Below are 25,789 nucleotides of genomic sequence, written 5' to 3' on the forward strand. Positions count from 1 at the left end.
CAGTCTATTCTACAGTACGGGCGGCAGCATAGTGTAAAATACAATCCCTATCAAATTTGTAGTGTAAAATAACTGTGATCGGCGGTGAGCGTCATTGCGAGGCAAAGCCGAAGCAATCCAGATTCTACCGCCGTCCGAGGCTTGGCCCAAGCTCTGGATCGCCACGCCGCTTTCGCGGCTCGCGATGACGACTGCGAATTGTCGTTGCGGACAATTATCTGTCATTTATCTGTCATTGCCGGGCTTGACCCGGCAATCCATGGTTCAACCGGCAGAGCGGAGGCCAGATGGATTGCCGGGTCAAGCCCGGCAATGACAGTAAAGAAACTCGATGGATTGCTGGGTCATGCCCGGCAATGACTATGCCCAACCACAAGCATATGGGCTTTTACCGCGAGGGACAGTATATAGATCCCCATGAGCCAATTTGAGGACTACCCGATGACGACCCCGCTGGTTGTTGCCGCCCTTTATAAATTCACGCGCTTCACGGATGTGGCGGCTTTGCGCGCTCCCTTGCAGGCCGTCTGTGACTCAGCCGGGGTCAAGGGGACATTATTGCTCGCCGGCGAAGGCATCAACGGCACCATCGCCGGAACCCGCGACGGCATCGACAGCGTGCTGGCGGCGATCCGGGCGTTGCCGGGCTGTGCGGATCTGGAGCATAAGGAATCTACGGCGGCGGAGATGCCTTTTTACCGCATGAAGGTGCGGCTCAAAAAAGAGATTGTCACCATGGGCGTGCCGGATATCGACCCGGTGTATCATGTGGGCACTTATATTGATCCGGCCGACTGGAACGCGCTCATCAGCGACCCCGGTGTGATCGTTATCGACACCCGCAATGATTACGAGGTTGGGATCGGCAGCTTCAAGGGCGCGGTCAACCCGGAAACCAAAAGCTTCGGCGAGTTTCCGGATTGGTTCCGGGATTTTCGCGCCAAACTGCCGGATCCGTCGGCACCGCCCAAAATTGCGATGTTCTGCACCGGGGGCATTCGCTGTGAAAAATCGACGGCTTTCCTGCGTTCCGAAGGGCTGGGCGAGGTGTTTCATCTGCGTGGCGGCATTCTCAAATATCTGGAAGCCGTCCCAGCCGAAGACAGCCTGTGGGAAGGCGAATGTTTCGTGTTCGATCAACGGGTGTCGGTGGGCCATGGCCTGACGCTCGGCAGTTATGACATCTGCCATGCCTGCCGCCTGCCTCTGAGCGCGGAAGACAAACAGGCCCCGCAATATGTGGAGGGCATCAGCTGCCGCCATTGCCATGCCGAGCGCGATGATGACCAGCGTGCCCGCTATGCCGAACGTCAACGTCAGGTGGAGGCGGCAGACAAACGCGGCGAGGCTCATGTGGGCGCACGCTATGCGGCCGATGATGCGGGCCATGACTGACCTGCCGATCCTTTATAGCTTCCGGCGTTGCCCCTATGCCATGCGGGCGCGTCTGGCGCTGGCCGTGAGCGCCACAAGCTGCCGCCTGCGTGAGGTGGCGCTGAAAAATAAACCGGCCGAGATGCTGGCGGTATCTCCGAAAGGTACCGTGCCGGTGCTGGTGACCGCCGACGGGCAGGTGATTGATGAAAGCCTCGCCATTATGACATGGGCGCTTGGGCGACAGGATCCGGAAGACTGGCTTGCGCCAAGTGATGGCGGCTTGATTGCCGAGAACGATGGTCCGTTCAAGGCCAGTCTTGATCGTTATAAATATCCGTCCCGCTATGACCTTGCCGACCCTCTGCCTTACCGGGCGGAGGGGATCGGGTTTCTCACGCGCCTGAACGGGCTGCTTGAACAGCATCCCTTTCTTGCCGGGGAGCAGAGATCGCTGGCTGATATGGCCATCTTCCCCTTCGTCCGCCAATTCGCCGAAGTGGACCGGGTCTGGTTTGATGAATTGCCCATGAAACCCCTGCAAACCTGGCTCGCCACGCAGTTGGCCGCGCCTTTGTTTCAGGCCGTCATGGGCAAATATGCCCCTTGGAAGTCGGGCCAAGACGAGCCGTTTTTCCCCTGATCAGAGCCAATCAGGGCGTGCAAAGCATGGTCGGCGCAGATGATAACGGTTTGATTATTCAGGTAAAACTGGCTGGGGAACGTGGATTCGAACCACGGCTGCCGGAGTCAGAATCCGGAGTTCTACCACTAAACTATTCCCCAATCCGGTATGCCGTTCCGATGTGGTAAGGACCGAAAGGCAGCGCCAGTGCGGCGCAACGCGGCCTTTATGCGAAATCGTCCGAATGAAGTCAAGAGGCTGATTTGCGTGTTCATAGCAGGCGGTTCCGGGGGGCTTTGGCAAAGAGGTTTCCATCGGGCAGGTCATCGGATAGGATGGCCACAAGATACAGATTCTTTCGAGTTCCTGTTTGAGACGATGAAGCCTCACAGATTAGCAGAGAAGCCGTCCGGCTCCTCAACGATGTCCGCGCGCCCTGAGAATGAGCGCGGTCCGGGCCGGGGGGGCGGGGCTGCTAGAAGAGACAAAATGCCACCTCAATCCGGTCAACCGGTTCTGAGCGCGTTGGACCTTGGCACGAATAATTGCCGTCTCCTGGTCGCGCGCCCACAGGGTAAAAGCTTTCGGGTCATTGATGCCTTTTCCCGCATCGTCCGCCTTGGCGAAGGGGTGGCTGCCAGTGGCCGCCTGTCCGAGGAAGCCATTGATCGCACTGTGGAGGCGCTCAGGATCTGCGCCCGCAAAATGCGCGAGCGCGGCGTCACTCATATGCGCAATGTGGCGACTCAGGCTTGCCGTCAGGCCATGAATTGCGATGATTTTGTTGAGCGCGTCGTGCGTGAAACCGGCATCGAACTTGATATCATTCCCCCCGCCGAAGAAGCGCGGCTTGCGGTCATGGGCTGTCAGGCGCTGCTGGATCGCGGGGTACGGCGGGCCATTGTGTTCGATATCGGCGGCGGCTCTACCGAGCTGATCTGGACCACCATCATGCCGAAGGGCCAGCCGAAAATTCTCGGTTGGATGTCCATGCCGCTTGGCGTCGTCAATATGTCCGAGATTTTCATGGGCAATAACGATGTCACGCCGGAAAGCTACCGGGCCATGGTCGATGCCGTGCGCGAGCGTCTGATCCCGTTCGACAAGCGCTATAATCTGAGCTTCGCCATCAAAAAGGGCGGGGTGCAGATGATCGGCACCTCCGGCACCATCACCACGCTGACCAGTGTTCATCTTGATCTGCCGCGCTATGATCGCACGCAGGTGGACGGTGCATCGGTTGACAGCGAGGCGCTTGCGGCGCTCTGTCAGAAGCTTGCCGGGCAGGATTATCAAACACGGGCCGCCAATAAATGCGTGGGTACGGATCGTGCCGAACTTATCGTGGCGGGCTGCGCTATTCTCGATGCGATCCTCAGTATATGGGCGGTGCCGCGGATCAGTGTGGCCGATCGCGGTATCCGCGAAGGCATGCTGATCGAGCTGATGCAGGCGGCTCAGCATGATTTGCGAACAGGCAAGCCATTCGGGCGCACTGATCTCAGGGCGTCCAATCAGGAGCAGGTAAATGTCGAATAGTGGCGCTGGCGGCGGTGACAAAGGCGGGCGCGTCGACCCCCGCAGCATCGGACGCGGGCCGAAGGTGCGTGTCAAAACGGCGCGGCGGCGTTCGACCTCCTCGGCGCGCTGGCTGCAACGTCAGTTGAACGATCCCTATGTGGCGGCGGCTCAGCGCGAGGGCTATCGCTCGCGTGCGGCCTATAAGCTGATTGAGATGAACGAGAAATTTGGTTTTCTCAAAGGCGCGCAACGGGTCGTCGATCTTGGCGCGGCGCCGGGGGGGTGGGCACAGGTCGTGGCCGAAGTCTGTCCCAATGCGCGGGTTGTGGGCATCGATCTTCTGGAGGTGACGCCGATCAATGGTGCCGAATTCATCCAGCTCGATTTTCTGGCACCCGACGCCGAAGACCGGTTGATCGCGCTTTTGAATGGTCCGGCTGATATTGTGCTGTCGGATATGGCGGCGGCGACCACCGGGCATAAACAGACCGACCATATCCGCACCATGGCGCTGGTTGAGGCGGGGTATTATTTTGCCTGCCGGGTTCTTGCGCCGGGCGGCACTTATCTTGCCAAGGTATTGCGTGGTGGCACCGAAGGCGATCTTCTGACTGCCATGAAACGTCATTTCCGCACTGTAAAACATATCAAGCCACCGGCCAGTCGTCAGGGCTCGACGGAAATGTATGTGATCGCTCAGGGATTTCGCGGGGCTGACTTGGATAATCCCGAGTAACGGCGCAGCCATTCAAACAATACTGTCATTACCGGGCTTGACCCGGTAATCCACGGGGCAGCCGCTTGAGCGGCGAAAAGCTGGATTGCCGGGTCAAGCCCGGCAATGACAAGTTTTTGGGGGGGATAAGCGACGAATTCACTTGAAAGGCTACAAGCGGATTAACGGCTTCCGTCTTTTTGTCATTACCGGGCTTGACCCGGTAATCCACGGGGCAGCCGCTTGAGCGGCGAAAAGCTGGATTGCCGGGTCAAGCCCGGCAATGACAAATTTGAGCCACCCAGCCCGAAATCTTTCCAAAGTCTTCTTTGCCCATACGGGCGGAAGTCTGCTATGAGAGTCGCTTATGAAAAGCTTATGTTAAGCGGTAGCTTTATCGATACAAGCGTGGCATAGTCCGCGCCAATTTTCAGCTCCCCCGCTTCTCTTTTTGACGTAAGGTGGTGTCATGGCCATTCGCGAAGCCTTCACCTTTGATGATGTTCTCCTCGTTCCTGGCGCGTCGAGCGTAATGCCTGCTCAGGTCGACGTGCGGACTCGGATCACAAAGGATCTCGAACTCAATATTCCGCTGATTTCCGCCGCCATGGACACAGTGACCGAATCCCGACTGGCGATCGCCATGGCTCAGGCCGGTGGGATCGGCGTCGTGCATCGCAATATGTCGCCCGAACAGCAGGCCGAGGAAGTCACCCGGGTCAAAAAGTTCGAATCCGGCATGGTGGTCAATCCGGTGACCATTCACCCGGATCAGCCGCTCCGCGATGCTTTTGATCTTATGTCGCGTTACAGCATTTCCGGTATTCCGGTGGTGGAAACCGGCAGCGGCAAGCTTGCCGGGATCCTGACCAACCGCGATGTGCGCTTTGCCGCCAACATGGATCAGCCTGTGCGTGAGCTGATGACCAGCGAAAATCTGGTCACCGTCAAGGACGGCGTCAGCCATGATGAGGCGCGGCGGTTGCTCCATAAGCACCGTATCGAAAAGCTGCTGGTGGTTGATGACAATTACAGCTGCACCGGGCTGATCACGGTCAAGGACATGGAAAAGGCCCGTCTGAACCCGAACGCCTGCAAGGATGAAACCGGACGCTTGCGTGTGGCGGCGGCGACCACGGTTGGCGATGACGGCTATATCCGCTCGGAACTGCTGCTGGCGGCCGGGGTTGATCTGTTGGTGCTTGATACCGCGCATGGCCATCAGGCCCGGGTTCTGGAACAAGTGAGACGCATCAAGGCCATTTCCAACAATGTGCGCCTGATTGCCGGCAATGTGGCAACGGCCTCGGGCGCTCAGGCGCTTATGGATGCGGGCGTTGATGGGGTGAAGGTCGGTATCGGCCCCGGGTCCATCTGCACCACGCGCATTGTCGCCGGTGTGGGCGTGCCGCAGTTGACGGCTGTCATGGACGCTGTTGCAGTCTGCGCCAAGGAAGGCATTCCGGTCATCGCCGACGGCGGTCTCCGCACTTCGGGCGATATCGCCAAAGCCATTGCTGCCGGGGCTTCGGCCGTCATGGTCGGCTCGCTGCTCGCCGGGACCGAAGAAGCTCCAGGCGAAGTATTCCTCTATCAGGGGCGGTCTTACAAATCCTATCGCGGCATGGGCTCGGTCGGTGCGATGGCACGCGGTTCGGCGGATCGCTATTTCCAGGCCGAGGTCAAGGACACCCTGAAGCTGGTCCCCGAGGGGGTCGAAGGCCAGGTGCCGTTCAAGGGCGCGGTCGGGACGGTCATTCATCAGCTGGTGGGCGGGCTTCGCGCATCCATGGGTTATGTTGGCGCAGCCACCATCACGGAAATGGCGGAAAAGGCCGATTTCGTGCGGATTACCAACGCGGGTCTGCGTGAAAGCCATGTCCATGACGTGACGATCACCCGCGAATCACCAAATTATCCCGGTCAATGATCCCGGCGGCCCGCACTCAAGCGGTTATTGAGATCATCAGCGATATCGAGGCCGCCCTTCGTGACAACGGAGCCGCGGCCGATGTCATCCTGCGTCAGGCTTTTGCCGCGCGCCGGTATGCCGGATCGAAAGACCGCGCCGCCATCAGTGACGGCGTTTATGCGATTCTGCGGTCGCGGGGCGCGCTTGTCTGGTTGCTTGAGGCGGCTCAGGCTGTGGTCACCGGGCGGCATCTGATGATTGCTCATCTTGCCCGCACGGCCGACACGGATTTTGCCGCGATTTTCACCGGGCAAGGCCATGCGCCGCTGCCCCTCGATGATGAAGAAACGGCTCTGGCCGCGCAAATTCCGGCTTTGGGCCCGATTCCCGAGGCGATCGCGCTCGAATGCCCGGCCTGGCTTGAAGAGCCCTTGCGGCAGCGATTCGGCGAGTCCTTTGCCGCCGAGCTTACGGCTTTGCAGGGGCGGGCGCCTTTGACGCTGCGGGTCAACAGCCTCCGCACTAATGTTGAGGCCACCTTGAAGGCCCTTGCGGCCGAAAACATCACAGCAACGCGCGGTCGCTATCTGCCTGATTCTATCCTGGTAGAGGGCGCGCCGCGACTCGATACCCTGTCGCTTATTCGTGACGGCTGGGTCGAGGTGCAGGACGAAGCCTCGCAAATCGGTGTGCGTCTTGTGGATGCGCGGCCGAAACTACAGGTGGCGGACCTTTGCGCGGGCGCGGGCGGCAAGACTCTGGCGCTTGCGGCGGCCATGAAAAATACCGGGCAGGTCCATGCTTTTGATACCGACAGCCGCCGTCTTGGCAATCTGCGCGATCGTATGAGGCGGGCTGATGCCCGCAATATTCAGGCGCACCAGTTGCCCATGGGCGGAGAGGGCCGGGCGACTCAGCTCAAGCCGTTGCTTGGGGGCATGGATCGTGTGGTGCTGGATGTGCCCTGTTCCGGGTCCGGAACCTGGCGGCGCAGCCCTGAGTTGCGCTGGCGGCTGACGCCTGAGCGGCTGGATGAGCTGACCCGGGTTCAGGATGCCCTGCTTGATGAAGGGGCCTCGCTGGTCAAGCCGGGCGGTCATCTTGTCTATATGACCTGTTCCCTTTTGGCAGCAGAAAACGATGACAGGATTGCGGCTTTTCTATCACGGCGTCCCGATTTTCTTTTGCTCGACTATCGGTCGATCTGGGGAGAGGGTTTGGAGCAAAAAGATAACGCATTGAAAACGCTTAGTCTTTCTCCGGGGCAAAATGGCACGGATGGGTTTTTTGTTGCCGTTCTCGCTGTCCTTGCAAAGTGACTGGTTTATCCGATATAAATTAAACTGGTTTTGCAGTCGTTCGGCGTATTCTGAACTCTGGACGTGGAACTTTCCGGACTGGATAAGTTGCTCCTGGCATTGTGAACCGTAGGCGGCCGCACGCCTTAAATTTGGGTGTGCGGGTTTTTTTTGATCAAAGGTTATGAATATGGCTACTGGAACTGTGAAATGGTTCAACTCCACCAAGGGGTATGGATTCATTCAGCCGGACGACGGGTCTCAAGATGCTTTCGTTCACATTTCGGCCGTTGAGCGCGCCGGTCTGCGCGGCCTCAACGACGGTCAAAAGGTTTCTTATGACCTCGTGACCGGCCGCAATGGCAAGCAGTCTGCCGAAAATCTCGTCATCCTCTAGGGCTCTGCCTTAACGGTTTGACCGATTTCCGAAACGCCCCTGCCATCTTTGATGGTGGGGGCGTTTTGCTTTCAGGCGACTCTGCCGGGGTGACAACGGCGGGGAATCGGACATACTGAGGGCTCTGGTTCAAGGAGATATCGTCATGCGCGTCATGCTCATTGCTGCAAGCCTTTGTCTCATTGGTCTGACGGCCTGCAAGTCGACGGACAGTCATCACAGCAAGCCTCTGCCCCTGCAGGATACGATCTGGATGGCCGAGGATATCGGCGGGCAGGGAATCGTTGATCATTCCCAGGCCACGCTGCAATTCATGGCCGACGGCCGTTTGGCTGGGCAGGCGAGCTGCAACAGATATTTCGGCGGCTATACGCGCGACGGCTTCACCCTGAGCTTCAGTCATATGGGGATGACCAAAATGGCCTGTCCGCCAGCGGTCATGGATCAGGAAGACCGCTTCCTTGCCATTCTCAATCAGGTCACGGCCTATGAACAGACCAGTGACGGCGCATTGGTGCTTAAGACCGGGACGGGACAGGCAATCCGCTTCCGCGCTGAAGCGAAGTAAATGTGAACAGGCATAAGAGGCTTCTGGACATGGGATTTTGCTGGCGGTAATGTCCCGCCCATGACAGATCGCATCCTTATTATTGACTTTGGTTCCCAAGTCACCCAGTTGATCGCCCGCCGCGTTCGCGAAGCGGGGGTCTATTCCGAAATCGTGCCTTTCAACAAGGCCGCTGACGTTCTCGACAGCTTCAAGCCCGCCGGGATCATCCTGTCGGGGGGACCGGCGTCGGTTACGCAGATGGATACGCCCCGCGCGCCGGAGGCGGTGTTCAGCTACGGCGTCCCGATTCTTGGGATTTGTTACGGCCAGCAGACCATCTGCGCCCAGATGGGCGGCGCGGTCGAAGGCTCTGACGAACGCGAATTCGGCCGGGCGGAAGTTGACATCAAGGAACCCTGCGCGCTGTTCGACGGCGTCTGGGCCAAGGGTGACAAGGCCCAGGTGTGGATGAGCCATGGCGACCGCGTGCTGCGGTTGCCGGACGGTTTCAAGGTCGTCGGCGTCAGCGAAAATGCGCCCTATGCCGCCATCGCCAACGATGACAAGCGCATCTATGGCGTGCAGTTCCATCCGGAGGTCGTGCATACCCCGGACGGGGCCAGGCTTCTGGCCAATTTCGTGCTGAATATCTGTGGCGCCAAGGGCGATTGGACCATGGCCGCTTTCCGCGAGACGGCCATTGCCGCCGTTCGCAAGCAGGTGGGCACGGGCCGGGTGATCTGTGGGCTGTCGGGCGGGGTTGATTCTTCGGTCGTGGCGGTTCTGCTGCATGAGGCCATCGGCGATCAGCTGACCTGCGTGTTCGTCGATCACGGTCTGATGCGTCATGGAGAGGCCGACGAGGTGGTCTCGCTGTTCCGCAATCATTACAAGATCAATCTCATCCATAAGGATGTGAGCGATATGTTCCTCGGCCGTCTCGACGGCGTCTCGGACCCCGAGAAGAAGCGCAAGATCATCGGCGCAAGCTTTATCGAAGTGTTCGAAGAAGAAGCCAAGAGCATCGGCGGCGCCGATTTCCTGGCTCAGGGCACGCTCTATCCGGATGTAATCGAATCGGTGTCCTTTGTCGGCGGGCCGTCGGTCACCATCAAGTCGCATCATAACGTGGGCGGCTTGCCCGAGCGCATGAACATGAAGCTCGTCGAGCCGCTGCGGGAGCTGTTCAAGGACGAAGTCCGGCTGCTTGGCCGCGAACTCGGCCTGCCGCAACATTTCATCGGCCGCCATCCGTTCCCGGGCCCAGGCCTTGCCATCCGCATTCCGGGCGAGATCACCCGCGAAAAACTGGATATCCTGAGGAAGGCCGACGCCATTTACCTTGAGGAAATCCGCGCCGCTGGTCTGTACGATCAGATCTGGCAGGCCTTCGCGGTGCTGCTGCCAGTGCGCACGGTCGGCGTCATGGGCGACGCCCGCACTTATGAATATGTCTGCGCGCTCCGTGCGGTCACCTCAACCGACGGCATGACCGCCGAATCCTACCCCTACGAGCACGCCTTCATCGCCCGCGTGGCCACCCGCATCATCAACAACGTGCGTGGCATCAACCGTGTCGTGTATGACGTGACGTCAAAGCCGCCGGGAACAATCGAGTGGGAATGATTTAACCCCATTTGGTTGAATAAATTTTTAAAGCACCGTCACGGCCATTGAGGCTCGTGACGGTGCTTTTTTATTTAGGCTGTGACGATCACGTGCACTCCCGCGTGCCGCCCCCTCACTGATCCCGTTGAGTGGGGCCCATCTTCCTTACGCCGCCCCCACTGGCTCAAGGCCGCCCTGCAATCTCGCAATCACAATCTGCAAGACACAGCCGTCAGGGTGATCAGTTGGCCGCCTCGATGTCTGATTGTCAGCAAGTCTGATGGTCGGCCGCATGCGGTTTGGGCGTTGGAGAGAGTTCCTGCGTCCTGGCGATAAGAGCGTCGCGATCTCAGCTTGTACTGGCTGCGATGTCGTGAATGCGCAGATGACAAAAGGGACAAGGAATGACCACGTTGAGAGAAAAGAACAATCTGGACACGCATTCGCGGAGAATTTCGACCGCCGTTCCAGTGCCCGGTGACAGCGTCTCCCTACCGCGACGTTCTGGCACTACCCTTTATCTAACCACGGCGCTCGTGAGCGTCCTTGCAACCCTGTGTGTCGGGCCTCAGGCCTTGGCGCAAGCCTATATGGGTAACCAGGAAACGAATGGTCCATTTCCGAGCGGCGTGCAGGATTTCTTTGGTTTCAGCAAGCTCAATGCTTCGGTAGAGAACGCGGTCAGCGGCGGCTACCAGAATTTTTACGACAGCAGCGAGCTCAATGCTTCGGCAAATAACACTGTTAGCGGAGGTGAGCAGAAGTTCTATAACTTTAGCAAGCTCAATGCTTCGGCAGAGAACGCCATCAGCGGCGGCTGGCAGGATTTCTGGGACAGCAGCGTGCTCAATGCTTCGGCAAAGAACGCTGTCAGCAACGGAAAGCAGGGTTTCCACGATGCCAGCAACTTGAATGCTTTGGTAGAGAACGCCGTGAGCGGAGGCTTCCAGAGTTTCTGGGATTCCAGCGCGATCAATGCTTCGGTAGAAAATGCCATCAGCGGCGGCACGCAAGATTTCTATGGCAACAACGTACTCAATGCTTCAGCAAAGAACGCTGTCAGCGGTGGTTCCCAGAGGTTCCTTAACAATGGCGTGCTCAATGCTTCGACGGGAAACGCTGTCAGCGGCGGCACGCAGGGTTTCTGGACCCACAGCACGCTTAATGCATCGGCAGAGAACTCCGTCAGCGGCGGTGCGCAGGATTTCAAAAACTCCAGTATGCTAAATGCTACAGCAAAGGATGCCGTCAGCGGCGGCAACCAGACATTCAATGATGCGAGCGTGCTCAGTGTCTATGCCGCCAATGCCGTCAGCGGCGGCGACCAGACATTCAATGACGCGAGCGCGCTCAATGCCTATGTCGCCAACGCCATCAGCGACGGCATCCAGGCTTTTTGGAGCACCAGCGTGCTCAATGCTTCGGCAGAGAACGCCATCAGCGGCGGCATGCAGTATTTTTTTGACAATAGCCAACTCAATGCTTCGGCAGAAAACGCCGTCAGCGGCGGCATGCAGTATTTCCACCAGAACAGCATGCTGCTCGTGACGGCCGATGACGCTCTGACGACGAATACGGCGCTGTCTTTTGATAAGAGTTCTGGAGGAGTAGGCGGCAGTTTAGTGCTCTTCGGTCATAATACCGCTGTTGGCCGCATCACGAGCGTTGTGACCGGCAGCGGGGGCATCTTCAATAGTGGGAATGTTGATGCTGTCCTGACGGTGGACAGCTCGTTGCGGGGCGATTCCAACTTCTCAGGCATCATCGCCGATGTAGAAGGAACCGGACCAGGCCGGTTGGGTCTGACCAAGGCAGGTTGGGGTACATTGATCCTGTCGGGCGAGAACAGCTATTCGCTCGTCACGACGATTCTGGACGGTACGCTGCAACTTGGTGATGGCGGCACGTCGGGATCGATCGACAGCGATGTCGTCAACTATGGCGTTCTGGCCTTCGATCGCAGCAACGAGCTGAACTTTGCCCGTGTCATCTCCGGCAGCGGCTCAGTTCACCAGATCGGTAGCGGCATAATCACTCTGACGGGTGACAACAGCTATACGGGCGGCACGCGGATTGACGCAGGCGTGCTGCGGGTGTCGAGGGATGAGAATCTCGGAGATGCCTCGGGCGGGCTGAGCTTGGATGAGGGCACGCTTGAGACAACCGATTCGTTTGATACGAGCCGCGCCGTTACGCTTACGCGGGCCGGAACGTTCTATGTGGCCAGCGGCACGGAGCTTGGACTGACGGGCGTTGTGTCGGGTGATGGCGATCTGGTGAAGACGGGCGATGGCACACTGCGGCTGGTCAACTTTGGCAACAGCTATGGCGACAGCCTCGTTCAGGCCGGAGTGCTGATCGGCGATGTGGCTTCGATCTCGGGCAGGATCGGCAATGCCGCAACAGTGGTATTCGATCAGGCGGTCGATGCGAGCTACTCCCGTGAGATCGTAGGCTTTGGCGGCACAAACGGGGTCATGATCAAGCGCGGCGCGGGCAATCTGACCCTTGGCGGAAATTCCGCTCTCAACTGGACGATTGAGAGCGGCGGGCTGAAGACTGCGGCCGAACGCTTTGTCGGGAATGCGGCGATTGCCTCGGGCGCGTCCTTCACCTTCGACCAGAGTGCCAATGCTTCCTATAGCGGGGTGATTTCCGGATCAGGCGATTTCGTCAAGGCGGGCAGGAGCAAGCTTGCCCTCACCGGGGACAGCTCGGCTTTCGCTGGCTTCACACATGTCAGTGCCGGTCTGTTGTCGGTCAATGGTAAGATCGGCGGCTCGATGAGCGTCGATAACGGCGGGATCATCGGTGGATCGGGCACTGTGGGGGCGGGCCCGAACTCGCGGATCACCATTGCTTCCGGTGGCACGCTTGCGCCGGGCAACTCCATCGGCACGCTGACCATTGATGGCGATCTCATCTTTAATAGGGGTGCACTCTATGCCGTCGAAGTCGATCCACAGGGCAGCGCTTCCGATTTGATCAAGGTGACGGGCAAGGCCATCCTCAACGGCGGCTCGGTCGTCCATGTGGGGGCGGGCGGACCTTACAATCTGCGCTCGACCTATCGCATCCTTGCGGCTGGTGGTGGGCTTTCGGGCAGGTTCGACGACGTTACCTCCAACTTTGCCTTTCTGACGCCAGAGCTGATCTATGACTATGCGGGGCGCACCATCGACCTCGCGCTCGTCCGCAACAATGTGAGTATTGCCAGCAAGGCCGCAACCGTAAACCAGATCGCTACGGCAAACGCCATCGACAGCAGCGGCATTTCCGCCGCTCATCCTGTCTTCGACGCAGTCATACAGTTGCCGGATGACAAGGACCTGGTCCGCACTGGATTGGATCAGCTTTCCGGCGAGATCCATGCCTCGACCAAGACAGTGCTGATCGAGGATAGCCGGTTCGTGCGCGATGCAGCCACTGACCGCATCCGTGCTGCTTTGGGTGGGGTCGCCGCGTCCTCCCAATCGGTCATGGCCCATGACGATAGTGGCTGGCAGCCTGTTGCTGCCACCAGCGAGCGCTTCACAATGTGGGGCCAAGGCTTCGGTGCGTGGGGGCATGCCAACAGCGACGGCAACGCCGCGCGTCTCGATCGGTCGACCGGCGGTTTTCTTCTTGGCGGCGATACGCCCGTCTTGGATAACTGGCGGCTTGGCATGATCGTGGGGATCAGCCGCACGAGCTTCAATGTGCAGGATCGCAGATCGTCCGGCACCAGCGACAATTATTATCTCGGCCTCTATGGCGGCAGGCAATGGGGCAGCCTTGGCTTCAGGACCGGCCTTGCCTATAGCTGGAATGGTATCAAGACCAATCGCACTGTCTCGTTTCCCGGCTTCAGCGACAGCCTGAAGGGCAAATACGCCGCTGGCACGGTTCAGGCCTTCGGTGAACTCGGTTCCCGGATCGACCTGAGTGACGTTGCGTTCGAGCCGTTCGTCAACCTCGCCTATATCAGTCTTCACACCGATGGCTTTGCCGAACAGGGTGGAGCAGCTGCTCTTCATTCCAACCAGCAGGGCATTGAGAAAACCTTCAGCACGCTTGGTCTGCGTGCCTCCACCAACGTCGATCTCGGAGATACGAATCTCATCGCACGCGGCACACTCGGCTGGCGGCATAGCTTTGGTGACAGCACGCCGCTTGCCACTCATGCTTTCTCGACCAATGACAGCTTTACCGTCGCCGGAGCACCCATCACGAGGAACGCGGCGGTGGTCGAAGCCGGGCTTGATCTGAACCTCTCATCGACGGTGACGCTCGGGCTGTCTTATCAAGGCCAGATCGCTTCCGATGCTGAGCAGCACGGCTTCAAGGTCAATTTCAGCGTCAAATATTAATTAAGTTAAGCTTTGATGATCAGGATATTCCCCGGCGCGCGAGCCCGGGGAATATGGGACTTGCGAGTAGGAACATCCATGTGACGAGCACGAAGGGGAGGGTCAGCGCGGGCACGCCAAGAGGTTCCAATGCGGCGGACACGCTTGCGAACACAACGGCCGCAGCAATCGTCGCGAGCAACGTGTAGGCGATCGACAGTCTGTCCACCACGAAGAACACGGCACCAAACGCAATTGCGACGAGCACGCTGTTGAAACCAAATGCGCCGGAGCGGATCGCGGGTTCAGCAGCGCCCATGCCCCAAGCGACCAGAAGCCCGGTCAGGGAACCGGCGAGCGCAGTCACACAGGCAAGCCGTGACCCGATGACCAACCCGACCGCGAAGATAACGCCGGTGATGACATTGCCCTGAAAAAACACCTGGGCGATACCATTGAACAGCCCCTCCACAACCGTTGATGCGGTGACCAGACCTTCGACGGTCACAGCCTTGGGAAGCCCCGCCGTCGGCAGAAGATGCGTGGATTCGAGCCGGCCAAAGCGCGCGGTGGCAAGAAAGAAGCACAGGGACGTGAAGACAAACGGGGCCGTGAGCGCCGGAATGTTCCAGACCTTCAGAAGATTGAGCAAGGCGGCCATGAAAATCGTCGAGCAGGCGGCGGCGAAGACAACGCAGGCCCAGGTCAGCAGATCAGGTTGCAGAAAATAAAGCAGGGCGATGGCGACCAGCCCGCCGTTGAAGCCAAAGAGCCCCGCCCGCACAAGGGCGCGATCGACCCCAAGCAGCATGGCAGTGGCCGTGCTCACAACGGTCCCGAGCACAACCGCCGCCCCGAACAGCGGCGAATTATAGAAAATCCCGATCAGGAACAGCAGCCCGGTATAGCTGTTGTTCTGCAACATCACTTGTCCGACTCCGCGCAGCACGCAGTCGAAAAAACTCAGTGGAAAATGCAAAGAATTCTTGTCGTCGACCATGAGGCCAGTCGAAGAAAAGCGCAGAGCCATTATTGTAAATTCCCCCAATGGTGATGTATCGCCGACGGCCATGGCAGGCAGACAGCACGCTTAGCCCGGATAATGGCAAATGGGCGCGCTTTGCGATAGCAAGAACCACGGATTGCGGGAATTAGGGGGATGTTATTTATCTGATCCCGGTGATGCCGGCTTACACTGTGGCGAAACCACCGGGTGCATGGAGCCAGATTGTTCCCTCGGCCGAACTGGCGATCAGGCTTTCGTTCGGCTTACTTAGATCAGCGCATATGCTGTTCCGTTGCGGGATAGTCCGCCTTGAATTTAATCGCGGCATGGGTGCCGTCGCAAAACGGCTTGTTGCTGGATTCCCCACAGCGACAGAGGGTCACGCGGTTGCGCAGCTCATAGGCAAAGCCATCGGCTGCGATCACGGCGATGTTGCCTTGCAACGCAAGCGGCCCGCTGCACCCCTCGGCGGGGTCTTCCACCAGACCTATGGAAATCGGCAGCGTGGGTTCCACCGGCGCACCGGCTGCCTTGTCCCAGGCCACCAGTCGACCGGCCGGGCAATTGCCCACTTGCCGCAGAAACATGGCCCTCACTTGCGGGTCGTCGGTCTCTGCTGCCTGATTCCAGACCCGTCCGTTGGGATCGCAGAAGCGCGCGAAGGCGCAGAGCTTTTCCGCATCCAGCAAGGCCAGCACCGGGCCATCAAAGACCTGGGCCTGCTCCAGATAAGGCGCGCGGCTGGCGGTCTCTGTACCGTCGAAGTCGATCTTGGCGTGGGTGCCGTCACAAAAAGGTTTGTGCGCCGAGTGGCCGCAGCGGCAGAGCGCATATTTCGCTTTTGTCGGCAAAGCTTCGCCGCGCGCCCACTCCTCGGACCCGCCATGGGCATCGATGATGATCGTGAGGAGTGCGAGCGAGACATGGCCGGTGACGATATAGGGTCCATTGGCCGTCACGATCACTTGGGCTGCGTCGGTGCGGGGTATCGTCATGATTGCCTGTCCTTATTCTCGCGCCTGGTGCTGTTTGCGCGGTACGGCGCATTTACCGCAGAAAGTTCGACTCGATCATGTCCACAACATCATGGGCGCGGCCGTCCAGCACGGCCTTGGCCCCATAAAGCATCGTCCCGAAGACCATCCCGGACTCGATATTGGGCGACATCACCAGTTCATTGCGATTGACCCGTACGTCGAGCAAGGCCGGGCCGGGATGGGCGAGGAAGTCGATCAATGCCTGTTCCAGATCTTCGTTACGCGTGATCGTCCAGCCGCGAAAGCCGATGACCTCGGCGAGCTTGCCGAAATCGGGATTGAGCAGGTCGGTATAGGCGTTGAGCAGGCCTTCGACCTTCATTTCGATCTCGACGAAGCCGAGGGTACCGTTGTTGAACACCACGATCTTGATCGCGATCGTTTCCTGGATCGCCGTCAAAAGGTCACCGAGCAACATGCTGAGACCGCCGTCACCGCAGAGCGCGATCACCTGCCGCTCGGGCAGTGCCTTTTTGATGCCGAGCGCCTGGGGCATGGCATTGGCCATGGTCCCGTGCAGCAGGCTCGTGAGGGTGCGGCGGCGTCCGTTGGTGCGGATATGACGCAACAGCCAGACCATGGCGCTGCCGCCATCGGCGGTGAAGATCGCATCGTCTGCCGCATGGGCGTCGAGCAGGGCCGCGACCTGCTGTGGATGGATCAGCCCCTCGCGCCCGGGTTGCGCCTGTTTGTCGAGGTCGTCCAGCGCCGCCTTGTAGAGCTTCAGGCAGTCATCCAGAAATCCGCGCTCCGTCACCGGCTTCAAGTGGGGCTGGAGCATGTTGAGTGTTGCAGCGATATGGCCGACCACGCCGATCTCAACCGGATGTCGCCGCCCAAGATGAGTGGGATCAATATCGATCTGAATGACCCGCGCAGTTTTCGGATAATATTGCCGCCAGGCAAAATCGCAGCCGAGCAGCACCAGCGTCTCGCATTCCATAATGGCGTGGAACCCGGCCTTCGACCCGAACACGCCTGTCATGCCGACATTGAAAGGATTATCTGTCTCAAGGAAATCCTTGGCCCGTGAGGTATGGGCCATCGGCGCGCTCAGGGTCTCGCAGAAGCGTACGACTTCGGCCCGTGCGTTCTCGCAGCCTGCACCGGCATAGACGGCGATGCGGCCGCCCTGATTGAGCAGCGCCGCGATACTATCGAGTTCAGCATCGGACGGGCGGGTGACAGGCGCGGGCACATGAACGCTATAGGCCGGGCCATCCTCCACCTCCATGGCGGAGATGTCGCCCGGCACCACCAGCACCGCGACTCCGCGCCGGGTGAGCGCCGCCTGAGCCGCAAGCGTAGCCAGGCGGCGCGCCTCGGATGGGTTGATGATGGTTTCGCAGAAAACGCTGCAATGCTGATAAATCGGCCGGAATTCAACTTCCTGGGGAAAATCGATGCCCAGTTCGCTGGTCGCCACCTGACTTGCGATCAGGATCATCGGGGCGCGATTGCGGTGTGATTCATAGATGCCGTTGATGAAATGCAGGCTACTTGGCCCGCAACTGCCCGCGCAGGCGGTCAGTTCGCCGGTCATATAGGCTTCTGCCCCGGCCGCGAACGCGACGCGAGGGACATTACCTGAACCTGCCTGATCGTAAGGCAATCAAGAATAAAAAGAAATCATGATGGTCTGGACCGCTAGCGAAAAGCTCGGCTGTGACGCTATCGAAAAAGTGGAAAAATATTTTTACCAAGAAAATCAATGGCCTGTGTACAACAATTTCAGTGCGGTTTCTTGTCGTTCGATGAGTCTGTTTCCGCGCGTCCCTGCGCGGACAGATGCGCGGACGGCAAATGCCAGCCGTGTCTGATCGCCATATAGCGAAGGCCGAAACACAATGCCCCTCCGGTCAGAGCCGAGACTCCGTAAGAAACACCTAGCACATCGCCGATGACGACGATGGACGCACCGGCCAGTGCTGCAACGGCATAGAGATCGGACCTCAGCACCTGCGGGATCTCCGTGAGGAGAATGTCGCGGGTCATGCCGCCGCCTATGCCGGTCAACATGCCCAGAAGCGCTGACATGACCGGACTCAATCCGAACCCGATCGCCTTTTGCGCCCCGGCGACGGCAAAGAACGCAAGTCCCGCCGCGTCGAACAGAAGCACGGGAGTGCGCAGCCTGTCGACGCCGGAATACAAGAAATAGGTGATGAGCCCGGCCAGGACCGAAACCAGCAGATATCGACCATCGGTCAGGGCGGCTGGCGGCACCGCGCCGATCAGCAAATCGCGGGCAATCCCGCCAAAATTTCCGGCCACGAAAGACAGGACGAGGATACCGAAAATGTCGAGTCGGCGATTGACAGCAGCCAGCGCCCCGCTGATTGCGAAAACAAAGGTGCCCCCCAAGTCAAGAATGCGCACGAAAGTTTCAATGGTGATCATGATGCGTGTTTCCACAAAACGCACTTCCACGGGAGCCTGCGACCCGAAACATCAGCTTGTACCAAGCCAGGCCAGCGCGCCGACGACCAGTGCCTCGACACCAGTCTCCATGGTGGGATGCAGAACCGGCGCGAAGAGTGGACTGTGATTGACCGGCAACTCATTCAGCTTGCCCGCGGCCTTGGCTTCGGCATAAGTCTTGGGGTCATTGCCGCCCACGAACCAGAATACCGAAGGCACCTGCCATGCGGTACCGAAGCAACCGAAATCCTCGCTGGCCGGCGCGGGGCCCGTGTGCTTCACCCGATCGGCGGAAAAATAGGCGCGAAACGCCTCGGCGATGCGGTTGCTCGCGGTTTCGTCATTCACATTGAGCGGATAGCGGTCGAGCGGCGTAATCTCCGGCTTCTGCGGGGCGCCAGAGGCTTCGGCCTCGGCATTGACGATGCGCTCGATCGCTTCAAGGACATGCTTGCGCACCCCGGCATCGAATGTCCGCACATTGAGCTTGATGATGGCATCGTCCGGAATGACATTCTCCTTCGTGCCCGCCTGCAACACGCCGACCGTGAGCACCGCCGCGTCCGTTGCGGCAACCTCGCGGGATACGATGGTTTGGAGCCGGAGGACGACGGATGCCGCCATGACGACGGGATCGATGCTGGCCTGGGGCATTGACCCATGGGCACCGCGCCCGAACAGACGGATTTGCAGGCTGTCCGCCGCGGAGGTGATCGGCCCGGCGCTCCCCGCGACGGTGCCGGACGGACCGACCATGACATGCTGGCCAAGCACTATATCGGGTGTGGGAAAGCGTTTGAGCAGACCGTCATCGATCATGGCCTGGGCGCCCTGCGCGGTTTCCTCACCAGGCTGGAAGACAACCATCAATGTACCCTTCCAGGTATCGCGCGCCTGCGACAGCAAACTGGCCGCCCCGACCAGCCAGGCCACATGCATGTCGTGGCCGCACATATGCCCCACGGGCACGTTGACCCCTTCGGCGTTGGTGGCCGTGACTTTGCTGGCATAGGCAAGGCCGGTGTTCTCGGCGATCGGCAGGGCATCCATGTCCGCACGCAGCATCACCGTCGGCCCTTCGCCGTTGCGGAGCAGTCCGACCACACCCGTCTTGCCCACCTCCGTTGTCACCTCGTAACCAGCTTTCCGGAGCTGGTCGGCGGCGATGCCCGCCGTGCGCGTCTCGTGCATCGACAATTCCGGATGGGCGTGAATGTCCTTATACAGCGCTTCAAGTTCGGGGAGCAGCTTGCCCAGATTTGTCAGGACAGCGGATGCGTTGTCGGGAGATGTGGTCTCGGTCATGATGATCTCCTCCTGATACCTGCCGGTGGCTGGGATTCAAGCAGCAGTTTGCCCGGCGCGACCGTGTAACTGCCTGTTCTTTCTACAGAGAGAAGTCTTTTGACGCCTGCGGTCTTTGCCGCAGCGACTGAGGAGTCTGTATTCGGGATCACGAACCGCAAGGCGCAAATGAGTGCGGATCCACCGCTACGAGCCTAGAGGAGCGTAATGCTGGCACAGATGCCGGTCAAGACATGCAGCGCGATTTCGTAAAAGACAGAAGTCCAGTCGCCAGCCTTGATCCCGCGCGTCCAGTGACGCCGATGACGGTTTGATGGTCATGATGTCGGAGTTCTCGCATGGCCGGAATAAACATGTTGGAGATTTCAATGCGCTATAGGTTGTTTCAGCAATCGGGCGCGAAGAAATCTGCAAGCTGAACCGATGCCCGATCACTCTTGCAGAAACCGGGCCGGGATAGCGTCCTTGAAGGGGAAAAATTCGAAATAGGGCCGCGCTTCTGACAGCGTTCGGGCGACCGAAGGGCGCGCCAGAAGCCGCTCGAAATATGCCGCAAGATTTGGGTGATCCTGAGGAAAGGGGGCGAGGATCGAGGCATAGAAAAGCGCGGGTGCGGCCGCGCAATCGGCGATCGAAAACCTGTCCCCCGCCGCCCAGATACGTCCATCGAGCTGTGTCTCGATCATGTCATAGGCCATCCCGAGCGTCGCAAGGGCACTATCCACTATGCTTTGGTCCCGCTTGTCCTCGGGCTTCAGCTTGTTGCCGACGAGCGCCTGCATGGGTTGCGACACATAAAGGTCAAACAACCGGTCCCACAGCCGGGCGTCGAGCTGCGCGCCGGGATGAGCGGGAAGCATCGGATCGCCCGTGCGGCCAAACGGGTCCAGATATTCGATCATGATCGAGGTCTCGGGCACCACCTGGTTTCGATCCTCGTCCTGAAGCAACGGGATTTTGGCGGTTGGCCAAAGTTTCATGAAAGCGGCTTTGGCCACGGGATCGCCGAGATTAATCATCTGCCCTTCGAACGCCACGCCACGCTCATAAAGCGCGATCAATACTTTATGGCAGAAGGACGACAGCGGGTGATAATAGAGTTTAAGCGCCAAGGGTCAGTTCCTTGTGGAGTGAGACGTAACTATATGGCCACAGAAGCTTAACTCAAATATCTGGTTTCGCGCGCAGCCCGATGGGTGCCGGATCTCCAACGCAGTTACTTGTACCGGCGGTCTTTTGGCCATAGTATAAACATCTGAATTGCAGGGATATCCGCAGTTTCGCAATCATCATGTGTAATGCTTAGGCTCCGCTCCCAAATCATATAAGGGCGCTCGTCAACCTGTCTGCTGGTCTGTTGGCTCAATAGGTACCAGAGGATGATCACGGCGAAGAAAATTGGCGGTTGCGGGCTGAGTATCTTTGTGGTGCTTGCAGCTTTGGGAGGGGGCATGGGGGCGGCAGACGCCGCAAATGCGATCACCCTCCTGCCATCCGATATGACGCGCATCACGACGGTCGATGATCGCTATCAATCTTATAATGTCGAAATGGCCGAAGTCATCGGAGGCACCTTCTGGAAGCCCTATAACCGGATCAAAACAGGAGCGGCAGACGCGAAGCATATTTCGGACACAGCGCCACAGGGCATCGCCTTTCAACTTGAGGAGGACGATCTGTTTGAAGCGCGGCCACCCATTGATCTTGCCAACCCGCGCTTGCGCAAACTTGCGGTGGCTTTGGGGCCAGCCTATGTGCGGGTGAGTGGGACCTGGGCCAATTCCGTTTATTTTCAGGACACCAACAGTCCGAAAGCTCATCCCCCGCCCAAGGGTTTTACCGGGACTCTGACCCGGCGCGAGTGGGCGGGAGTGATCAATTTCGCCAAAGCGAGTGAGGCGAAAATCGTCACCTCCTTTACGATCAGTGCGGGCGTTCGCGACAAGGAGGGCGGCTGGACCCCGGTGGAGGCGGCGAAGCTTCTGGCTTATACGAAATCGCTCAGAGCCGAGATCGCAGCGGCGGAACTTTTCAACGAGCCAAACATCGCCATCATGGGCGGAGCGCCCCTCGGTTACGATGCGGAGACATTCGGGAAGGACATTGCCGCGTTCCGTGCCTTCGTGAAATCGGCAGCGCCCGGAATGCTGATCGCCGGGCCGGGATCGGTCGGAGAGGGCGGCGCGCTGATGACGCCGAAAATACCGGTTCTCAAATCGTCCGATTTGCTTGGGGCCACTCCGGCCGGCGCTTTCGATGTGTTTTCCTATCATTTTTACGGCGCCGCTTCGGAACGCTGCGCCACCTCGGGAAGCGGCATGGCAGGCACCACGAAACAGGCCGCCCTGTCGGAGGCCTGGCTTGCGCAGACCGATCAGGCTTTTCGGTTTTATGAACCGCTCCGCAACAGATATGCGCGCGGCAAACCGATCTGGGTTACCGAGACGGCTGATGCGGCCTGCGGTGGCAATCCCTGGGCGGCGACGTTCCTCGACAGTTTTCGCTATCTCGATCAGCTTGGGCGCTTGGCCAGACTTGGGGTCAAGGTGGTGTTCCACAATACGCTCGTTTCAAGTGACTATGGTCTGATCGATCAGACCACGCTGACGCCGCGCCCGAATTATTGGGCGGCGCTCCTTTGGCACAGACTCATGGGCAAAACGGTTCTTGAGGCCGGGCCGACGCTGCCCAGTCTTCACCTTTACGCCCATTGTTTGCGGGGCACTGCCGGAGGTGTTGCGTTGCTCGCGATCAACACCAATCAGACGGCTGGCTTGTCCGTTGATCTGCGTCAGTCTTCGAAACGCTATGCGCTTACGGCGCAACGATTGGATGATGCCGTGGTCCGGCTGAATGGGCATGATCTCAAAACAAAGGCGGCAGGCGATCTTCCGGCCATAAAGGGGGAGGCCATGGAGCCCGGTCCAATTGCTTTGGCGCCGGCCAGCATTACCTTTCTGGCCGTTTCAGACGCTAAAAATCGTGCCTGTCTCTGAGGACGTCTGAGAACCGATTTGGAAAACATAAGGAGATACCCTGATGAAGACGCATAAGGTTGGCTATCTGATCGGAAGTCTCGCCAAGGAATCGATCAATCGCAAGCTTGCTAAAGCGCTGGTCCGGCTCGCGCCGCCCGAACTGGAAATGGCGGAAATTTCTTTCAAGGATCTGCCGCTTTACAGTTATGATTATGACGCTGACTTTCCTCAGGTTGCGAAAGATTACAAGGCAGCCCTTGCGGCTGTCGAAGCCGTTCTTTTCGTAACGCCGGAATATAATCGCTCCATACCCGGCGGGCTCAAGAATGCCATCGACTGGGCGAGCCGGCCCTATGGTAAAAACTCATTCACACATAAACCCTCAGCGGTGATCGGCACCACGCCGGGCGCGATCGGCACGGCCATTGCGCAACAAAGTCTGCGCAGCGTGCTTGGTTTCTGTAATTCGCCGCAAATGAATGCGCCCGAAGCTTATATTCAATTCAAGCCCGGTCTTATTACCGATGACGGAGAGGTCACCGTAGAGGCTACGAGGGACTTCTTGCAGAAATACATGTCAGAATTTCAGATATTTATCGCCCGCGTGCTGCAGGTTTTGCCGCCGGATGCCTGACGGTGTGTTTCTGCGGCCGATTCGATCCGGCGGGGCATCGTGGTGCGTCTGGTGTGTGTATGGTTTGGCGGGCACAAAGATCACGGAAAATGCCTTCAAGCCAAAGCTTAAGGGGAAGGGGATAGTCGGACGCGACCTTTAATTGACCGGGCCCGGCATCCAAAAGCACATGGGCGGCAAAAATGCGATATGATGATGGCCCGGCCGGGCGGTCGGTGGCGTGTTCGCATGTGTGAGGCCTATTATCCGGCCTGTGGGTTTGGTCGCGAAATCATCCCGTCCGCATTGCTATTTATGACGATGTGAGTGTCGTGGGCGGCCGTGGGTTTTTTGCCGGCCGAGGTGGCGGTTCGTTTGTTGATCGCAAGGGACATCGGGTCTCATCGTGGATGCGTGGCCATGACCCTCTCTCATCCTGGAAACAATAGGAGACAAGCATGCCTACATCGTCAGCAACAGCAAGCACGACCGCAGAGACCGCGTTTCATATTACGCGCACCATTGATGCTCCGCGCGATCTGGTCTGGCAGACCTTTACCGAGCTTGACCATCTCTTGCGCTGGTGGGGACCAAAGGGCAGCGCGCTGATGAGCGATAGTTTCGATCTTCGGCCGGGCGGGCGCTTTCATTATCGCATGCGCCTCCCGGACGGCACGATCATGTGGGGGCTTTTTTCCTATCACGAACTTCAAGAGCCGGACCGCATCGCCTTTACCAGTTCCTTCGCCGATGAGGAGGGTAATGTTGTCCGTGCGCCCTTCAGCGATAAATGGCCGCTGACTGTCCTCAATGTCTGGACCTTCAGCGAGCAAGACGGGCACACTCGACTTGAAATGGTCGGGCGCCCTCACAAAGCCACTGCCGAGGAACAGGACCAGTTCCGGTCGATGCATGACAGCATGCGGCTTGGCTTTGGCGGCACGTTCGACCAATGGGATGCCTATTTGAAGGGCATGACAAATTGACAGATGCGGCAGGTCCTGCTGCTTTCGCATAAACCGAGAGGAGATGACAATGAACAGCATTCCCTATCTGTCTTTCAATGGCGACTGCAAGGATGCCATGACCTTTTATGCAGATGTGTTGGAGGGCAAGGTCGCGGCCATGATCAGCCATCGCGGCACCCCGGCTGAAAGCCAAACGCCGCCCGAATGGCTCGATAAAATCATTCATGCGCGGATCGAATATGGCGACAGCGTCCTGATGGCAGGCGATGTGCCGTCCGGCATGTATCGGCAGCCGCAGGGGTTTGGCCTCAATCTCATGGTCGACAGCGAAGCCGACGCAGATCGCATTTTCACCGCGCTCAAGGAAGGTGGGACGGTGACCATGCCTTTGGCGGAAACATTCTGGGCCAAGAAATTCGGCATGCTGACCGACCGCTATGGCATCCCCTGGATGGTTAATTTTGAAGGGGCCAGGTAGTAGAGCCGGCGGCCCGATCAGGTGACGCCGTTCCCCCGTTGAAATCGGTTGCCAAGTCTCTGGGCAGAAAGAAACTTTATGCTGAAACTGATCGCAATTGCTGCCGGCCTCGTCATCGTCGCCGTGCTTGGGTTCGCGGCGTCCCGTCCCGATGCTTTCCATGTGGAGCGCAGCCTGGCCATGAAGGCTCCGCCCGCAGAGGTGTTTATGCTCATTGATGATTTCCAGAACTGGAGCCAATGGTCACCCTATGAAAAGCTCGATCCGTCCATGAATCGCCAGTATTCCGGCGCCGCGCGCGGCAAGGGGGCGGTCTATCAATGGGAGGGCAACAGCAAGGTCGGGGAGGGGCGCATGGAGATCATGGAAGCGGACAAGCCATCGAAAGTCCTGATTCTGCTCGATCTCAGGAGGCCGTTGAAAAGCCGGAATATGTCCAAATTCGTCATCGAGCCGCAGGGCGACATGACGATGGTCACCTGGTCCATGCAGGGGTCACAGCCCTTTATGGCGAAGGTTATGGGGCTTTTATTCGATATGGACGGAAGGATCGGCCAGGACTTTGAATCTGGTCTCGTCAATCTGAAGATTGTGGCGGAGCAGTCTTCATGACAAAAGAATTATCAAATTGCGTATGATGCGCTACATCTTACCC

At 58.8% G+C, this 25,789-nt stretch carries 20 protein-coding genes, 1 tRNA gene and 1 pseudogene; 15 read left to right on the forward strand and 7 right to left on the reverse strand.

The window, feature by feature from the left end:
• The first annotated feature begins 441 nt into the window (after positions 1-441).
• Complete coding sequence (gene trhO, locus NYP16_RS10095) at positions 442-1,395, forward strand: oxygen-dependent tRNA uridine(34) hydroxylase TrhO (protein ID WP_274944013.1); 954 nt, start codon at positions 442-444, stop codon at positions 1,393-1,395.
• Positions 1,388-2,017, forward strand: coding sequence for a glutathione S-transferase (locus NYP16_RS10100; RefSeq protein WP_274944014.1), 630 nt, complete (start codon positions 1,388-1,390; stop codon positions 2,015-2,017). Before trhO ends, NYP16_RS10100 begins: the two co-directional genes overlap by 8 nt.
• A 69-nt stretch (positions 2,018-2,086) precedes the next feature.
• Here NYP16_RS10100 and NYP16_RS10105 read toward each other — a convergent pair.
• Positions 2,087-2,160, reverse strand: a tRNA-Gln gene (locus NYP16_RS10105).
• A 328-nt stretch (positions 2,161-2,488) separates the two neighbouring features.
• On the opposite strand from NYP16_RS10105, the gene NYP16_RS10110 reads away from it, so the two are divergent.
• The 8 genes from NYP16_RS10110 (at position 2,489) to NYP16_RS10145 (ending at position 14,349) form a co-directional block, all read left to right on the forward strand.
• Positions 2,489-3,538: a Ppx/GppA phosphatase family protein gene (locus NYP16_RS10110; protein ID WP_274944015.1), complete on the forward strand. Its 1,050-nt coding sequence runs from the start codon at positions 2,489-2,491 to the stop codon at positions 3,536-3,538.
• Complete coding sequence (locus NYP16_RS10115) at positions 3,528-4,256, forward strand: RlmE family RNA methyltransferase (protein ID WP_274944016.1); 729 nt, start codon at positions 3,528-3,530, stop codon at positions 4,254-4,256. The genes NYP16_RS10110 and NYP16_RS10115 overlap by 11 nt, the downstream gene beginning before the upstream one ends.
• A gap of 448 nt (positions 4,257-4,704) precedes the next feature.
• The gene (gene guaB, locus NYP16_RS10120; protein WP_274944017.1) at positions 4,705-6,165 is read left to right on the forward strand and encodes an IMP dehydrogenase; all 1,461 of its coding nucleotides are present in this window, start codon (positions 4,705-4,707) and stop codon (positions 6,163-6,165) included.
• Positions 6,162-7,466: an RsmB/NOP family class I SAM-dependent RNA methyltransferase gene (locus NYP16_RS10125; protein ID WP_274944018.1), complete on the forward strand. Its 1,305-nt coding sequence runs from the start codon at positions 6,162-6,164 to the stop codon at positions 7,464-7,466. Before guaB ends, NYP16_RS10125 begins: the two co-directional genes overlap by 4 nt.
• A 169-nt stretch (positions 7,467-7,635) precedes the next feature.
• Positions 7,636-7,842, forward strand: coding sequence for a cold-shock protein (locus tag NYP16_RS10130; RefSeq protein ID WP_274944019.1), 207 nt, complete (start codon positions 7,636-7,638; stop codon positions 7,840-7,842).
• Between the two features lie 145 nt (positions 7,843-7,987).
• Entirely contained in the window at positions 7,988-8,410 is a 423-nt protein-coding gene (locus tag NYP16_RS10135) for an META domain-containing protein (protein WP_274944020.1), read from the forward strand.
• Between the two features lie 60 nt (positions 8,411-8,470).
• Positions 8,471-10,018 carry a glutamine-hydrolyzing GMP synthase gene (gene guaA, locus NYP16_RS10140; protein WP_274944021.1) on the forward strand — a complete coding sequence of 516 codons (1,548 nt, stop codon included), beginning with the start codon at positions 8,471-8,473 and terminating at the stop codon, positions 10,016-10,018.
• A gap of 386 nt (positions 10,019-10,404) precedes the next feature.
• A complete protein-coding gene (locus NYP16_RS10145) occupies positions 10,405-14,349 on the forward strand; it encodes an autotransporter domain-containing protein (RefSeq protein ID WP_274944022.1) in 3,945 nt (1,314 codons plus the stop codon).
• A 19-nt stretch (positions 14,350-14,368) separates the two neighbouring features.
• On the opposite strand, the gene NYP16_RS10150 is transcribed toward NYP16_RS10145, so the two are convergent.
• From NYP16_RS10150 to NYP16_RS10175, 6 genes and pseudogenes are all read right to left on the reverse strand, one after another.
• Positions 14,369-15,358 carry an urea transporter gene (locus NYP16_RS10150; protein ID WP_274944023.1) on the reverse strand — a complete coding sequence of 330 codons (990 nt, stop codon included), beginning with the start codon at positions 15,356-15,358 and terminating at the stop codon, positions 14,369-14,371.
• Positions 15,359-15,606: 248 nt separating this feature from the next.
• On the reverse strand, positions 15,607-16,329 hold the full coding sequence (locus NYP16_RS10155; protein ID WP_274944024.1) for a CDGSH iron-sulfur domain-containing protein: 723 nt from the start codon (positions 16,327-16,329) through the stop codon (positions 15,607-15,609).
• 52 nt (positions 16,330-16,381) lie between these two features.
• Positions 16,382-17,941 (reverse strand): annotated as a pseudogene (locus tag NYP16_RS10160) (thiamine pyrophosphate-dependent enzyme); the annotation flags it as partial.
• 161 nt (positions 17,942-18,102) lie between these two features.
• Positions 18,103-18,771, reverse strand: a complete 669-nt coding sequence (locus tag NYP16_RS10165) for a trimeric intracellular cation channel family protein (protein WP_274944026.1) — start codon at positions 18,769-18,771, stop codon at positions 18,103-18,105.
• A gap of 51 nt (positions 18,772-18,822) precedes the next feature.
• Complete coding sequence (locus NYP16_RS10170) at positions 18,823-20,097, reverse strand: M20 family metallopeptidase (RefSeq protein WP_274944027.1); 1,275 nt, start codon at positions 20,095-20,097, stop codon at positions 18,823-18,825.
• A gap of 431 nt (positions 20,098-20,528) precedes the next feature.
• Entirely contained in the window at positions 20,529-21,209 is a 681-nt protein-coding gene (locus tag NYP16_RS10175) for a glutathione S-transferase family protein (protein ID WP_274944028.1), read from the reverse strand.
• A 339-nt stretch (positions 21,210-21,548) separates the two neighbouring features.
• Between NYP16_RS10175 and NYP16_RS10180 the strand changes: the two genes are divergently transcribed.
• The 5 genes from NYP16_RS10180 (at position 21,549) to NYP16_RS10200 (ending at position 25,746) form a co-directional block, all read left to right on the forward strand.
• Positions 21,549-23,093, forward strand: coding sequence for a glycosyl hydrolase family 79 N-terminal domain-containing protein (locus NYP16_RS10180; RefSeq protein WP_274944029.1), 1,545 nt, complete (start codon positions 21,549-21,551; stop codon positions 23,091-23,093).
• Positions 23,094-23,136: 43 nt separating this feature from the next.
• The gene (locus tag NYP16_RS10185; RefSeq protein WP_274944030.1) at positions 23,137-23,709 is read left to right on the forward strand and encodes an NADPH-dependent FMN reductase; all 573 of its coding nucleotides are present in this window, start codon (positions 23,137-23,139) and stop codon (positions 23,707-23,709) included.
• 437 nt (positions 23,710-24,146) lie between these two features.
• Complete coding sequence (locus NYP16_RS10190; RefSeq protein ID WP_274944031.1) at positions 24,147-24,674, forward strand: SRPBCC family protein; 528 nt, start codon at positions 24,147-24,149, stop codon at positions 24,672-24,674.
• Between the two features lie 49 nt (positions 24,675-24,723).
• Entirely contained in the window at positions 24,724-25,134 is a 411-nt protein-coding gene (locus NYP16_RS10195; protein ID WP_274944032.1) for a VOC family protein, read from the forward strand.
• A gap of 78 nt (positions 25,135-25,212) precedes the next feature.
• Positions 25,213-25,746 (forward strand): SRPBCC family protein, encoded by a 534-nt coding sequence (locus tag NYP16_RS10200; protein ID WP_274944033.1) that lies wholly within the window; start codon positions 25,213-25,215, stop codon positions 25,744-25,746.
• Positions 25,747-25,789 lie beyond the last annotated feature (43 nt).

The sequence above is a fragment of the Govania unica genome, from assembly GCF_027920805.1.
Taxonomy (GTDB): domain Bacteria; phylum Pseudomonadota; class Alphaproteobacteria; order Sphingomonadales; family Govanellaceae; genus Govanella; species Govanella unica.

What these genes read in the sequence shown, in the direction of transcription:
- NYP16_RS10125 (WP_274944018.1), top strand. Translation starts at nt 6,162, where the DNA reads ATGATCCCGGCGGCCCGCACTCAAGCGGTTATTGAGATCATCAGCGAT.
- NYP16_RS10115 (WP_274944016.1), top strand. Translation starts at nt 3,528, where the DNA reads ATGTCGAATAGTGGCGCTGGCGGCGGTGACAAAGGCGGGCGCGTCGAC.
- NYP16_RS10195 (WP_274944032.1), top strand. Translation starts at nt 24,724, where the DNA reads ATGAACAGCATTCCCTATCTGTCTTTCAATGGCGACTGCAAGGATGCC.
- NYP16_RS10165 (WP_274944026.1), bottom strand. Translation starts at nt 18,771, where the DNA reads ATGATCACCATTGAAACTTTCGTGCGCATTCTTGACTTGGGGGGCACC.
- NYP16_RS10130 (WP_274944019.1), top strand. Translation starts at nt 7,636, where the DNA reads ATGGCTACTGGAACTGTGAAATGGTTCAACTCCACCAAGGGGTATGGA.
- guaA (WP_274944021.1), top strand. Translation starts at nt 8,471, where the DNA reads ATGACAGATCGCATCCTTATTATTGACTTTGGTTCCCAAGTCACCCAG.
- NYP16_RS10135 (WP_274944020.1), top strand. Translation starts at nt 7,988, where the DNA reads ATGCGCGTCATGCTCATTGCTGCAAGCCTTTGTCTCATTGGTCTGACG.
- NYP16_RS10180 (WP_274944029.1), top strand. Translation starts at nt 21,549, where the DNA reads ATGGGGGCGGCAGACGCCGCAAATGCGATCACCCTCCTGCCATCCGAT.
- NYP16_RS10200 (WP_274944033.1), top strand. Translation starts at nt 25,213, where the DNA reads ATGCTGAAACTGATCGCAATTGCTGCCGGCCTCGTCATCGTCGCCGTG.
- NYP16_RS10170 (WP_274944027.1), bottom strand. Translation starts at nt 20,097, where the DNA reads ATGACCGAGACCACATCTCCCGACAACGCATCCGCTGTCCTGACAAAT.
- NYP16_RS10100 (WP_274944014.1), top strand. Translation starts at nt 1,388, where the DNA reads ATGACTGACCTGCCGATCCTTTATAGCTTCCGGCGTTGCCCCTATGCC.
- trhO (WP_274944013.1), top strand. Translation starts at nt 442, where the DNA reads ATGACGACCCCGCTGGTTGTTGCCGCCCTTTATAAATTCACGCGCTTC.
- NYP16_RS10110 (WP_274944015.1), top strand. Translation starts at nt 2,489, where the DNA reads ATGCCACCTCAATCCGGTCAACCGGTTCTGAGCGCGTTGGACCTTGGC.
- NYP16_RS10150 (WP_274944023.1), bottom strand. Translation starts at nt 15,358, where the DNA reads ATGGCTCTGCGCTTTTCTTCGACTGGCCTCATGGTCGACGACAAGAAT.
- NYP16_RS10145 (WP_274944022.1), top strand. Translation starts at nt 10,405, where the DNA reads ATGACCACGTTGAGAGAAAAGAACAATCTGGACACGCATTCGCGGAGA.
- NYP16_RS10155 (WP_274944024.1), bottom strand. Translation starts at nt 16,329, where the DNA reads ATGACGATACCCCGCACCGACGCAGCCCAAGTGATCGTGACGGCCAAT.
- NYP16_RS10185 (WP_274944030.1), top strand. Translation starts at nt 23,137, where the DNA reads ATGAAGACGCATAAGGTTGGCTATCTGATCGGAAGTCTCGCCAAGGAA.
- guaB (WP_274944017.1), top strand. Translation starts at nt 4,705, where the DNA reads ATGGCCATTCGCGAAGCCTTCACCTTTGATGATGTTCTCCTCGTTCCT.
- NYP16_RS10190 (WP_274944031.1), top strand. Translation starts at nt 24,147, where the DNA reads ATGCCTACATCGTCAGCAACAGCAAGCACGACCGCAGAGACCGCGTTT.